This window comes from Alphaproteobacteria bacterium (assembly GCA_033762625.1).
GTDB lineage: Bacteria > Pseudomonadota > Alphaproteobacteria > UBA9219 > RGZA01 > RGZA01.
In genome coordinates this window covers 90920-105240 of the sequence record JANRLI010000016.1, presented here as the reverse complement: position 1 = coordinate 105240, position 14321 = coordinate 90920, and the positions used below count along the sequence as shown (strand labels likewise).

General features: G+C 50.6%; 7 protein-coding genes. 5 read left to right on the top strand and 2 right to left on the bottom strand.

What is annotated here, in order from left to right; all coding sequences use genetic code 11:
* Window positions 1–144: 144 nt before the first annotated feature.
* Window positions 145–1806 (bottom strand): POTRA domain-containing protein, encoded by a 1662-nt coding sequence (locus tag SFW65_08185; protein ID MDX1923090.1) that lies wholly within the window; start codon window positions 1804–1806, stop codon window positions 145–147.
* A gap of 382 nt (window positions 1807–2188) precedes the next feature.
* Window positions 2189–3580 carry a sigma-54 dependent transcriptional regulator gene (locus SFW65_08180; protein ID MDX1923089.1) on the bottom strand — a complete coding sequence of 464 codons (1392 nt, stop codon included), beginning with the start codon at window positions 3578–3580 and terminating at the stop codon, window positions 2189–2191.
* A gap of 209 nt (window positions 3581–3789) precedes the next feature.
* Between SFW65_08180 and SFW65_08175 the strand changes: the two genes are divergently transcribed.
* The 5 genes from SFW65_08175 to SFW65_08155 all read left to right on the top strand — a co-directional run bounded on the left by SFW65_08175 (window position 3790) and on the right by SFW65_08155 (window position 14316).
* Window positions 3790–4653, top strand: a complete 864-nt coding sequence (locus SFW65_08175) for a response regulator (protein ID MDX1923088.1) — start codon at window positions 3790–3792, stop codon at window positions 4651–4653.
* A 28-nt stretch (window positions 4654–4681) separates the two neighbouring features.
* Window positions 4682–5563 (top strand): response regulator, encoded by an 882-nt coding sequence (locus tag SFW65_08170; GenBank protein MDX1923087.1) that lies wholly within the window; start codon window positions 4682–4684, stop codon window positions 5561–5563.
* 12 nt (window positions 5564–5575) lie between these two features.
* Complete coding sequence (locus SFW65_08165) at window positions 5576–5950, top strand: group 1 truncated hemoglobin (GenBank protein ID MDX1923086.1); 375 nt, start codon at window positions 5576–5578, stop codon at window positions 5948–5950.
* A gap of 13 nt (window positions 5951–5963) precedes the next feature.
* On the top strand, window positions 5964–8447 hold the full coding sequence (locus SFW65_08160; protein ID MDX1923085.1) for a response regulator: 2484 nt from the start codon (window positions 5964–5966) through the stop codon (window positions 8445–8447).
* A gap of 250 nt (window positions 8448–8697) precedes the next feature.
* The gene (locus tag SFW65_08155) at window positions 8698–14316 is read left to right on the top strand and encodes an autotransporter-associated beta strand repeat-containing protein (GenBank protein ID MDX1923084.1); all 5619 of its coding nucleotides are present in this window, start codon (window positions 8698–8700) and stop codon (window positions 14314–14316) included.
* Window positions 14317–14321 lie beyond the last annotated feature (5 nt).

Below are 14321 nucleotides of genomic sequence, written 5' to 3'. Positions count from 1 at the left end.
CTTTTTTTTAAAGCGCATACTCTATATACGGGCTATACGCGTATAATTTGCGTCAAAAGCCATTAAAAAATGTATAAGTCGTTATTTTTATTGATTAATTTTTGGTAACACTATTCACGTGCACCGTCGCCTTTATATAAGGCTTTAGAATTGTTGGCTTATTTGCAGGATGAAGCGCGGGCCGCGCTCGCCCGACCCGTAAATGGGGGTGGTAATATCACGGTCGAGCGGGAATGCAACCCCCAGGTTCCCCGATTGTTTCCATTGCGTATTGAAGCGAAGCCCAATGCCCGCTGTCGATGCAGAAATATTCGACGGTTGGCCGACCGCCTCGTTCCACACTTTTCCGATATCGTAAAACACATAAGGCTGCAGATTGACCATGCGTTCTCCTGTCCATCCGCCGTAACGCATTTCAACAGAACCTTTGATGCCGTGATCGCCCGTGATGTCGGATGAATCATACGCACGGCCAAAATTTTGTCCGCCATATCCGAATTGTTCAGATGAATATAAAACGCCCGATGCCCATTGACCTTCGCCAGCGATAAGAACCGACCAGTCTTGCGTAATGCTTTGCAGGCGCGAGAGTGATAATTCGCCCTTGGTGAAATCCGGCAATGCGCCGATGCGCGATAGGTTGAGATCATTGGGATGGCTGGAGCCCAGCCAGTCCACACCGTGGGCGAGTGTGATGGTTGCGTTATTGAAGCCATGCCAGCCATCGGCGAGATCGTAATTTGCGCTGGCGCGGAATGCGCGGATATAATCTCGTGTCAGCGGCGCGCCAAGGATATCGCTTTTGACATCGCGTCCATCAACGCATGCCTTTAGGCCGAGATTTTGCTGACGAGTGCGCAGCAATTGATAGTTGAGCGCGATGCTGGCAAAGATTGAAATACTGTCGATTTCCGAGCTTTCCAGCGAGTAACCGGGCATGGCTTGCGTAACGCCGCCGGCAATATTCAGCTTCATATCCGTGCTAAGCGCGATGGAATGATCAATCGTGCCATAACGCAATTTGGTGCGGTCAACATCCGACAATGCAGAGATGGTTGTTTGCTGAAACGGGATAAAACTTTTGGAATAGGATGCCGAAATTTCATTCGGCCCCAGAAAGCGCGATGAGTGATTATCGAAATTGATGGAACCGGTGCCTTGGGTCTCTTTGACGGTGAGCGTCAGCTTGACCGCGCCATCGGGCGCATCTTCAAGCGGTGATAATGTACCGCCAAATTCATACCCCGGCAGATCATCCAGCAATAATAAAAATCGCTCGATATCATCAGAGGTCAACGGGCGTTTATGCGTTAGGCGTTCAATCGCATCATTGACGATTGCTGAATCCGCAAATGTGCTGGTGCCGTCCACTGCGCCGACATAACCTTCGACGACGCGAATGGTGACGTTGCCATCTTCGATTTCCTGTTCTGGAACGAATGCCCTGCTCAGGAAATAGCCGTCATTACGGTATTTTTCGGTAATGGCGGATGCGGTTTTATAAACCGCATCCAAGGTGATGTCCTTACCGATGTTGGTTGCATACAGCGCATCAAGTTCGGCTGGAGCATAAACGGTTGCACCGATAATCTTCAAGGATTTCAGAGTGAGCTTCACGCGTTTTGCTTCATCCGGGACTGGCGCTGCGCCCTTGCCGGACGGGATGGATATTTTACCGTCATTCGTGTGGGATAGTGACGGAATATGTTCTTCGGGTTTGATGCGGCTGATATCGGCGGAATTGGGTATCGCTACCTGTGCCACCGCGCCAAGCGGCATGCACAGGCAAAGTGCACATAGCAGCAAAAAGGCAGAATTCCTGAAGAACATTCAACGGTAATAAAATAAGGTGCAGGCATGAAATGGCAGCAGGCGAGCCTAGCAAAAAAGCCATTGAACTCAAATAATCTGACGGCCGCGCGTGCTTGCTGCGATTGACGCACATGCGCGGTGTATAAAAGCATGGTTGGTGCGACGAACCCCGTTTGCACTCAATGAAAACAACAGCTTGGTTTTGTGATGCGATGAAGAAATGCGTTATAGGTCGTGCGTGGCCGTTCGCTTTATCAACAGGTCGCAGGTTGACACCCTATATTGTCCACAGTTTTATTTAGACCGACTACGCTGTGCCCAATTAAAAAAATGTGGGCACAACCGTTCGGGCGGGTTTTATCTCTGCGATTATAGCTTACGACTTATTTTCCAATTTACGATAGATGGTGGATGCGCCGATATGCAACGCATCGGCGGTAGCGCGGATGTTTTGATCGTGCATATCCAGCACGGCGCGGATGGCTTCATGTTCGATCGCGGCCATGGATTTGATTGCGCCATTGACATCAACCAGTTGAATAGCGCCCGGTGCGGGCGTAGCGGATAAGCCTTGCACTGTGGCGGATTGCATTTCATCCATGACGATATGTTCAAGATGAATGGTGCGCCCTTCACACAGCAATACGGCACGGTAAATTTTATTTTCCAGTTCACGCACATTGCCTGGCCATGAATGATGCAGCAGCCATTGTTTGGCCGAAGCATCAAAGCCATCAATGTCGCGTTGTTCAACCATTGCATAATGGCGCAGGAAGAATTCACATAGTTCATTCATATCATGCCTACGTTCGCGCAGCGCCGGAATATGGATGGGAAACGCATTCAAACGATAATATAAATCCTCGCGGAAATGACCGCGTTTCACTTCTTGTGTAATCGAACGGTTGCTAGCGGCGATGACGCGGATATTGACCGGAATGGGTTTGCCGCCGCCCACACGTTCGACTTCGCGTTGTTGCAATGTGCGCAGTAATTTTACCTGCGCGTCCAGCGGTAATTCGCCGATTTCATCGAGGAACAATGTGCCGCCTTCGGCTTCGCGGAATTTACCGATCTCGTCACTGGTAGCGCCTGTAAACGCACCTTTTTTATGGCCGAATAGAATGCTTTCTACCAGTTCGCGTGGCAGTGCGCCGCAATTGACCGCAACAAACGGCTTTTGCGCCCGCGCGCTTTCGGTGTGGATGGCCCGCGCAAAGACTTCCTTGCCCACACCGCTTTCCCCGCTGATGAGTACGGAAATATCGGAAGCTGCGGCTTTACGCGCCAGTTTAATCGCGGTTTTCAAGTCACCCGCATGACCGATGATATCGGTAAAGGCGCGCTTGCCCTTTTGTTCGCGGGTGAGGCGTTCCACTTCATGCCGCAGGGTTTGGATTTTAATCGCCTTATCCAGCGCGCTTTTCAAAAGGTCGGCATCCGGCGGTTTAATCAGAAAATCGGTTGCGCCGAGTTTCATCACATCTACCACATCGTTGATGTCTTCGGTGGCTGTTAAAATAATAATCGGAAGTTCAGGACGCAGCGCGTGTATTTTGGGCAAGGCTGCGCGGCCATCCATTTCCGGCATTTCCAGATCGAGCAATACGGCAGAGATGCTGCCCGTTTTATCGTCGGCTAATTTTTGCAACGCAATCAGGCCGTTTTCCGCCTCCACCACATCATAGCCGAGCCGAAAGCCGAGTAATTTTGCCAGCAGGTAGCGTTGCGTTTCGCTGTCTTCGACGACCAGAATGCGAGGTTTCATGCTTCGTATAATAGGTATCGGGGATTAAATCTTCCTTACCAAAATGAGAAAAATTCCAAAAATGAATGTCCCAAATCGAGAAATATTATGAGGCTATTTTGATATTCAAATAAAATCTTATGAAAATTCAATGAAATAGCATTTCAAATCTTCTGGCACGGTGGCTGCAATGTATTGCCTATCACAAGGCTGAAACAGGAGAGAATGCCATGATGACCGTGAGAGCAGAGAGCGAATTAAGACTGAAAGAGACGCTCACTTCGATCAAAGCCACCCGTGCATCCTGGCGTGCGATGAGTTTCAATTTCTCCCTTCTCAAAGAATTTACCAGCGTCACCGACATTCAAAAAATTGCCTTTGGAATCATCACCAATGAATTGTCCGAATATGAAGGCACCATATTCTTTATGAATGATGATGACATCATCGTGGTGGGTAAAGCCATTACCCGCAAGGATTTCGAAGCCATCAGCCATGAAATCAATTTCCATGTCAGCGAAGAATTGCGTCTGAAGATGATGTTACCGCTGAGTGTTTTATATGATCTTGGCCTTAGCTGGCAGGAATTATTCGAAACCGCATGTGACAAATTGAATGTCGCCGAAGCCCGCCGTGAAACCACCGGCAATATCCGCATGGCAGCCGAGCACGACCATGCCAACACCAAAGTGAGCAAGGATATCTTGACCCGTCGCTTTGAGCGTTCGCGCAATTGCGTATTGATTGTCGAAGATGATCCGTTATCGGTGTTCATTGCCAAAAAAGCTGTCGAGCCCGATTGCATGACATTTGTAGCAGAAGACGGGACCAAGGCATGCGAGGCGTATGAAAAATATGCGCCAGACGTTGTGTTTTTGGATATCGGACTTCCCGATATTAGCGGGCACGAGGTGCTACAAAAAATTCTTGTCATCGACCCAACTGCTTATGTAGTGATGCTGAGCGCGAATAGCACACGCAGCGACATCATGCGTGCGATGCAGATCGGTGCGAAAGGATTTATCGGCAAGCCGTTCTCCAAATCGAAACTGCTGCAATATATCGCGCAGGCGCCCACCTATCACACGATTTAATTTAGCTGTTTTTTAAAAGGAAATCGTCATGCAGATTTTGAACGAACCCGATGCCGTTAGCCGTTTTATCGGCAATTTTTCCATCAGCCTTGCTGCCGATCCTGCATCGTGGGAAGGCTGGCATGCGGTGGTGATATCTGCGGCAACGGAACCGCAAGACGCGCTTGACCCCATGATCCACAGTCATCTGTGCCATGTGAGCCGTGCGACATTGGGCGGATGCGACGGCGTGATCTTGCAATTGGGCACGAATATGGTGGTGGTCATCGCCGAGCATCTGACCAAGGACCATTTAAAACATCTGCGCCATGACATTGACGAATTGAATGGCATGCGGCCGTTTTTTAGCTTCCGCCATTTTGTGCTGCTGGACGATATGGATACGATTGATGAGCTGTCACGCCTGTATGCAACCCCGCATGACCGCATGAACACGGTCGATACGATTGAATTCGATTCACTCAAAGCAATGGTGCCGCACATCAGTGATCTATTGAAAGCATGGATGGCAACCCATAAACAGCGTCTGCGCAACGCAAAGCCCTGCGTGATGGTGGTGGATGATGATGCAACGACGCGGCATATTGTTTCCAAGGCATTTAAAAACGAATATCCCATGGCAACCGCGGCATCGGTTCCGGAAGCGATCGAAAAGCATTTGCTGCTCACGCCCGATATCGTATTTGTGGATATTGAAATGCCGGGATGTGACGGGTTTATGCTGCTGAATTACATAAAAGCGTATGATCCGCATTGCCGGGTCATCATGTTCAGCAGCAATAGTTATGTGGATAATCGCGTGAAGGCCTATGCGGCGGGGGCGGTTGGGTTTATTGGTAAACCGTTCAACCGCGGCGCGTTTGACCGGTATATCGATATGTGTAAATCGGATATCGCGCACGCCAATTAAAAAGGAAAAACCATGAACCATGTCATGTCACTTTATGAACGGATCGGCGGGGCGCAATCGGTGCAGGCCACAGTTGCACTGCTGTATGACAAAATTCTTTCAGACCCGTTACTGATTCCGTTTTTCAAAGACATTAATGTGGAACGGTTGCGTACCAGCCAGTTTGCTTTTGTCAGCATGGCATTTGGCGGGCCTACACACTACAGCGGTGAAACCATGCGCAGAGCCCATGAACGGCTGGTTGAACGCGGATTATCCGATGTGCATTTTGACCAAGTAGCGCTGCATTTGAAAACATCCATGGAAGATCTGGGAGTGCCGCCAGGATTAATCACCGAGGCTTTGAGTATCGTCGAGACCACGCGCCCCGATGTATTGAACCGATAATGATGGAGGATGTATGAGTGACGAATCTGCATCCGAAATCGCCCTTAAAATGGCTCATATGAAATCCGAAGCGCTCGCTTTGGATTTGAAGCAAAGTCTGGAAGAAACAAGAATCCTGCGCCAAGAAGTGGAAGGCATGGTGCTGTTTGAAGAAGTGGTACGTAATTCCAAAGACGGCGTGATCATCACCAAGGCGAATTTCGCTGATGCCGATGGTCCCAGCATTGTCTATGTGAATGATGCGTTTATCCGTATCAGCGGGTATAGCCGCGAAGAAGTGGTGGGCAAAACCCCGCGCATCCTGCAAGGAGAAAAAACGGATAAGGATACCTTGCGCAAAATACGCAGCGCATTGGAAGCCGGCCAGCCCTTTGAGGGCGAGCTACTGAATTATCACAAAAATGGGGCAGAATACTGGCTCAACATCAATATTGTGCCGATCCGCAATGTGCATGGCCGCATTACGCATTTTGCTGCAATTGAACGCGATATCACCGAGCGCAAGAATTTTGAAGCCGAGTTGGTGCAAGCCAAAACCGCGGCCGAAAAAGCGCAAAAGAAGGCGGAAGAAATTGCGCAATTTCCGCTACACAATCCTGACCCGTTGATGAAAATCGATATCGATAAGGAAGCGTTGTTGTTCGTGAACCCCGCTGCCTATAATAAATATTCGGATATTTTGAAAAAAGGTATGGCCCATCCGTTGCTGGAAGGAATCATCCGCGATGCACGCAAGGCCTATGATGAACGCAAGCCCGTTACCCGCGAAGTGGTGGTCGGAAAAATTACCTATCAGCAAGTAGTCACCGCGAATTTTCTGGCCGGCGAACAAACTGCCAATGTGTATAGCTATGACATCACCAAACTGAAAAAGACCGAAGAAATCTTGCGTGAAGAATCCTTGAAGGCCGAAGCTGCCAGCCGCGCAAAAAGCGATTTCCTTGCCAATATGAGCCATGAATTGCGTACGCCGATGAATGGTGTGCTGGGTATGGCGGGGTTATTGAAAGATATGCACTTAACGCCCGAACAGCGCGAATTGGTGCAAACCATTTTCAATTCCGGCGAAAGTTTACTCTCCCTTTTGAATGATATTTTGGATTTATCGAAGATCGAAGCGGGGCAGCTCACGCTGGAAGATATCCCGTTCAATTTGAATGCCACCATTCATGAAGCGGTGCGCTTGTTAGACCCCTTGGCAAAGAACAAAGGGATCGCTCTTAATCATTTTTATAACGCGACTACGCCTGATTGCGTCATTGGTGATGCCGCGCGCATTCGCCAAGTGGTAACCAATCTGGTCGGGAATGCGTTGAAGTTCACGGAAGTGGGTTATGTGAAACTGGATGTTTCATCGCGCCGTATGCCAAATGGTGTTATCGAATTCCTGTTCCGTGTGGATGATACCGGCATCGGCATTTCGGAAAAAAATCTGGGCAAGATTTTCCAGAAATTCACACAGGCCGATGAATCCACCACGCGCCGGTTTGGCGGCACCGGCCTTGGCCTGACCGTGTGCAAATTGCTTGTTGAAGCGATGGGCGGCACGATTGGCGTTGAAAGCTTGCTGGGGAAAGGCTCAAGTTTCTGGTTTACCTTGCCATTGCAAGTTGCCAATGCCGAACAGACCGAACGCTTGATGCAGGAAAACCGCGCGGCGCAATCTAGCGATATGACGGATATGGATTTTGGCAAGCGCCGCATCATTGTCGTCGATGATCATCCCGTGAATTTGTTCTTTGCCAAAAAATTGTTGACCAAATTCGGATTTGGCACGGTGGATACGGCGGAAGACGGCAAGACCGCGTTGCAGATGATCGAAAAAGGCCGGTATGACATCGTCATCACCGATTGCCAGATGCCGGAAATGGACGGGTATGAAGTAAGCCGTGCCATTCGCCAGCGCGAGATTATTACCGGCAAACGCATGCCTGTTATCGCCATGACTGCCAACGCCATGATTGGCGACCGCGAAAAATGCATCGATGCAGGTATGGATGATTACGTGAGCAAGCCGATTAACAGTAATCGCTTGATGGAAGTATTGGTGAAATATTTGACCAGTAGCGAGCCTTTGCCGGTACAGCCTTTACCAAAAATCAACAAAACACGTGATGGTGAACAGCAGGAGGAAGGTATGAATGAAGAAAAGGAAACCGAAATGCGTCTGCCGCCCGTTGACCTGACGCATTTGAGTTTATATGTGGGTGATGACCCGGCCGAACGCAAAATGGTATTCGATATGTTCACCAAAGGCGCCGAGGAATCCTTGGCGACATTAGCAGGAAATATGATGGATGGCGAAAATATCCGCTGGAAAAAGGCCGCGCATAAATTGAAAGGTTCGGCAGCAAATTTCGGCGCGGTGCCGCTGTCGCATATATGCAAGCAAGCGGAAGACCAGTTCGAAAGCGATAGTGCGACCAAGCAGGCGTTGTTCCTAGATCTGTCACAGTCCTATAAGGAAGTGACGGTGTTTCTGGAACAATTAAGCTAGGGGATGGGATTAATAATTGCGCATGGTTTTTGATGCGTTATGCGCGCCTTGAATATGTGGTCTAGTGTTGGGTGTCCCCGACTGTGCTTTTAACCATTTAATATCATTACATTTTTTTCATGAAATGGGAGTTGTGCCTTTTTTGAATCATGAGCATAGAAAATGACGAATCGTGGTTTTTATGTGGTTTCGTTAACGATGTAACAAAAAAGGTAAGGCTAGGGTTAGTGCAGTATGCAAAGGACCCTTTATGCCAGCCCATTATCGTTTCAATAAATTTTCTGCATCGCTTGCTATCATTATTGCCTTATCAGCCTCTGCGTTTAACGCTGCGCGCGCTGATAATACGTTCACCGATATTAATGACACCAGCCAGATCACCGTACCCGATGGTATGGGCGGCTTTATTGTTATCGTCGATTTTGCAAGTGGGTATAACACCAATGTCGATGGCAACCTGACCGATCAGATTAGCGCAGGCAGCACTTATACCAAAGTTATCAGCGGTGCCGGAAATGTGACGATTGATGGCTCAACATCCCTTAGCCCCAATGTGAATGCGTGGACATTGTCGGGTGCGAATACCTATACCGGCACCACGACCATTACCAGCGGCGCAGTGCTTGCGTTTGGCGCGAATAACGTAATCGCCAGCAGTGCCAGTGTTGTAAACAATGGCCGCATCAATATCGCAGCAACCACACAGACATTGCAGGCATTATCAGGCAGCGGCACCGTGACGACCAGCGCTGGCGGGAGTTTGACTCATTCCGGAACATCGAGCTGGGGCGGTGTGATTTCTGGCGCGGGTGATGTTGCAACAACAGGCACAGGTAACTGGACCATTACCGTTGCACAGACCTATACTGGCACAACCAATGTAGGGTCGGGTACTACACTCACGCTTTCAACCACCAATGATATCATTGCGACCAGTTCTGCTGTGACTGTTAACGGCACAGTGAACATGACGGGCACCGACCAGACGTTTAATGCGCTGGCGGGTTCTGGAAGCGTGGTAACCGATACGGGCCATACACTGACCGAAAACGGCACGGCGACTTGGGCCGGTGTGATTTCCGGTGCGGGAAATCTTGCAACCACCGGTACGGGCAATTGGACGCTTACGACCGCGCAAACTTACACGGGTACAACCAATGTGGGCGCAGGTTCAACCCTTACGCTTTCAACCACCGCAGATGAAATTGCAACCAGCAGTGCAGTAACCGTGAATGGTACGCTTGCTATTAACAACACCAACCAGACACTGAATAATCTGGCGGGTAGCGGCAGTGTGACCGTTACCACCGGCAATACTTTGACCGATATTGGAACATCAACCTTTGGCGGCGTGATTTCGGGCGCAGGTAATCTTGCAACCAGCGGCACTGGTAATCTTACGCTGACGGCTGCACAAACTTACACGGGCACAACCAATGTGGGTTCGGGCACAACGCTGACGCTTTCAACGACGAATGATGAAATTGCGACCAGTTCCGGCGTAACAGTAAATGGTACAGTCAATATGACTGGCACCAATCAGACCCTGCGCAGTCTTGCAGGGTCAGGCAGCGTGGTGACAAGCACAGGCAATACGCTTACCGAAAACGGCACGGCAAGTTGGGGCGGCGTGATTTCCGGTGCGGGTAATCTTGCAACCACGGGTACGGGCAATTGGACTGTTACAACCGCGCAAACTTACACGGGTACAACCAATGTCGGATCTGGTTCGACTCTTACGCTTTCAACCACCGCAGATGAAATTGCAACCAGCAGCGCTGTGACGGTGAATGGTACGCTTGCCATCAACAACACCAATCAGACGCTTCGTAATCTTGCGGGTAGCGGTAGTGTGACCGTTACTACCGGCAATACTTTGACCGAAAACGGCACAGCGACTTGGGCTGGTGTGATTTCCGGTGCGGGTAATGTTGCAACCACCGGCACGGGCAATTGGACTGTTACAACCGCACAGACTTACACAGGCACAACCAATGTGGGTTCTGGCACGACGCTGACGCTTTCCACGACCAATGATGAAATTACCAATAGTTCCGGCGTAACGGTAAATGGCACCGTGAATATGACCGGCACCAACCAGACTTTGCGCAGTCTTGCAGGGTCAGGCAGCGTGGTGACAAGCACAGGAAATACGCTTACCGAAAATGGTACGGCGACTTGGGCCGGTGTAATTTCGGGCGCAGGCAATGTAACTACTGCTGGTTCCGGCAACTGGACTGTTACAACCGCGCAAACCTACACCGGCGCAACAACGGTTGGGTCGGGTACAACGCTGACGCTTTCCACGACCAATAATGAAATTGCGACGAGCTCGGGCGTTACCAATAATGGCACCATTAATATGACAGGCACCGACCAGACCTTTAATGCACTGGCGGGTTCTGGAAGTGTAGTAACCGACACAGGTCACACCTTGACCGAAATCGGAACTGCATCATGGGGCGGTGTGATTTCCGGTGCGGGTAATGTTGCAACCACCGGTACCGGTACATGGACGCTGACAGGCACCAATACTTATACCGGCACAACATCAATCGGCAGCGGCACAACCTTAAGCATCGCGGGTCAAAGCAATATCAATGGCACCAGCGGTATTTTGATGGGTGGCAGCACCTTGCAATTGACGGGTAATTCCACCATCAGCAAGACGATTGCGCTGACCGGCAGCAATACGATTAATGTTGGCGCGAATACCGATTTATTTTCCGGTGTGATTTCGGGTGCAGGTAATCTGACCGTGTCGGGTTCGGGCGGCACAGTTGGCATGACCAACACCAATACCTATACGGGAACGACAACGGTTAGCTCTGGCACAACGCTTGGTCTTGTGACCACCAATGACACGATTGCAACCAGCAGCACCGTGACCAATAACGGCACCATTAACATGGCGGGTACCAACCAAACCCTTCGTAACCTTTCAGGTTCGGGAAGTATTGTGACGGATAGTGGCCATACGTTGACCGAAAACGGTACCGGCACCTTTAGCGGCGTGATTTCCGGCGCAGGTAATGTGGCAACCACCGGTACTGGCACATGGACGTTATCGGGCGTCAATACCTATACCGGCACAACGACGATTGGTTCGGGTTCAACCCTTAGCCTTACTGTGAATGATGCGATTGCAACCAGTTCGGATGTTGAGATTAATGGCGTGTTGGATGTTAACTCCACCAGCCAGACGCTTACGAATTTAAGCGGGTCGGGCAGCATCTTGCTGGATGGCGGTACGATTACACAAAACGGTACCAACACCTTTACCGGCAGCGTGGGCGATGGATCACCAACCGGCGGCGGCTTGATCGTAACAGGTAACGGCACATGGCGCGTTACCGGCAATAATACCTATACGGGTACAACGACCATTATCAGCGGATCCACTTTGCAAAATGATGGCAGCGTTGCCAGCAGCACCGTGACTGTAAATTCCGGCGCGGGCTTAAAGGGTATTGGGACGTTCACCGGCCAGATTGTCAATAACGGTACTGTTGCCCCCGGCGATAGCCCCGGCACATTGACCGTTGCCGGATTTACGCAAAATTCAGGCGGTACGTTTGAAGTGGAGTTTAGCGATACGGTGCATGACCAGTTGATTGTGACGGGATCACCTGCATCGCTGGATGGAAAAATCCATTACAAGCCGCTTACGCCGTCATCACGCTATGTGCGCGGCACGACCTATACGATTATTTCAAGCCCAGCAGGTAGCGGCACGGGCCGCTTTACCACAACATCATCCGGCGCGACGATTGGCGCGGATAATATTGTAAATGCGTCAAATGATGCGGAGATTGCCGCTTCATCGAACCCGCTGCTTGCCTTGCAAACATTGTACAGCCCAACCGCCACCCAGATGAAAATTGTGCAGGCTGAATTATTTGGTAATGCGCCCGGCGCCACCAAAAATCAGGCCGCAACGGGCCGCGCGCTGGATGGTATTCAGCAAACAACCGCGAATGGCAGTTCAATGGATACCTTGTTAAACGCATTAAGTGCTGTTGGGCCAACGGGTCAAGCGGCTGCGCTTGAAACATTATCCGGTCAGGTGAATGCCGATATCGGGCAGGGATGGCGTGAAAACCATTTCACCTTTGATGAAATCTTGTCCAATCCCGGCAGCGGTAATTGCGATACGATGTATAATTACGATTACGATACCGCCGATGGTAGCGATTACGTAGCGCCGCAATTGCAGCAACCCACGCGCACGGTTATGCCCAATTCGCGCTATACACCGATTGCTTATGAAACCCGCCGCGGTATGCTGGCACGGCCCATTGGCTTGACTGCGATGGATTATGCGCCGGATAATTACAAGGCACTGATGCATGCACGTTCAGGCATCAATAATGGAATGCCAAATGGCTATATCCCTGCGCCGCAACCCGTAATGCAAGCCATGCCACAGGTTCAGAGCGGATATAGACCGCTGGGATTATATTCACAAATCTATGCGCCGCAAGGCATGGTCGCGCAAGCTGCGCCGCCGGCTGTAAATTACATGGTGGTTCAATCATCGGGTTATATGCCTGGCCCAATGCCTACCCCGCAGATGATGCCGTCCTACCAGCATTATGCGCAATCGAATATGAACACGCCTTATGGCGGCGCACCGCGTCAGAATTTGTATTCGCAAACCAACATTCCTGTGCCGCAGCAACCGGTACAGGTCATGACACAGCAGGCGCAAGTGGTGCCGCAAGTGGCACCACAGGTACAGCCACAATACGTGCCGCAGCAGCCACAACAATATATGCAGCAGCAATACGTGCCGCAGCAAGTGATGCAGCAACCACAAATGCAGCCGCAAGTTGTGCCACAAGTGGTACCACAGGTGCAGCCGCAACAATACGCATCCATGCCGCCTGTGCAGCAAGAACCACCGCCATATTATGAACGCAAGGAACAGCGCTATCAGCAAATGCCGCTTATCTTGCCGCGCGATAGCCAACGGGTTAATCAGGGCGAGCGCAAACAGGTTCAGCTCAAACGTAATTTCATGCGCCAGAATGTTGCGGCGTGGGGTTGTGCGTATGGCAAGTTCGCAACCCTGACCGGAAACAGCAATGTCAGCGACATTAAGGGAACACAGGTTGGCGGTATGGTCGGTCTGGAATTCAAGCCTGAACGCGACACGCTGCTGCGTATCGGCTTCGGATATGGCAATAACGAATTGGAGCTGAAGCAGAACAACAATACTGCATCCTTGAACAGCTATCAGCTTGGCGTTTATGGCCAGAAGAATCTGGATAGCAATATTTATGTTGGCGGCGCGGTAGGTATCGGCTTTGACAAGGGCGATACCAAACGCGATATCCGCGTTGGCACATTCACCGGAACTGCCAAGGGTTCACCCGAAGGCCAGACCTTCAGCGCATCGGGTACGCTCGGCTATAAGGCGGATGATGGCGATGTTCAACTCGGCATCTTTGATACCGTATCCTACCTTTACAATAATCAGGATGCGTTTGTTGAAACGGGCGCGAATGCTGCCAACCTTGCGGTGGATAGCGAAAGCACCCATGCGTTGCGCAATACCCTTCAAGTGCATGTGGCCAAGCGCTTTGATATCGACAGGGCAGATGGTTCGATGCTTATTCCCGAGCTGACGGCAGCCTATCTGTATGATGCATACCGCCCCGAAGCGAATGCGACACAAACCTTTGATGGCACAACCGCACGCTTCAAGGTGGATGGCACCAATATCGAGCCAAGCGCATTGCAGGCCGGCGCAGGCATGCAGCTAAGACTTAATAACGATTTCTCGGTATTCGGGAAATATAGTGGCCGCTTCCGCAACAACGAAACCACCCACGGTGTGTTCGGCGGTATGAAGTATCGCTGGTAATAGGA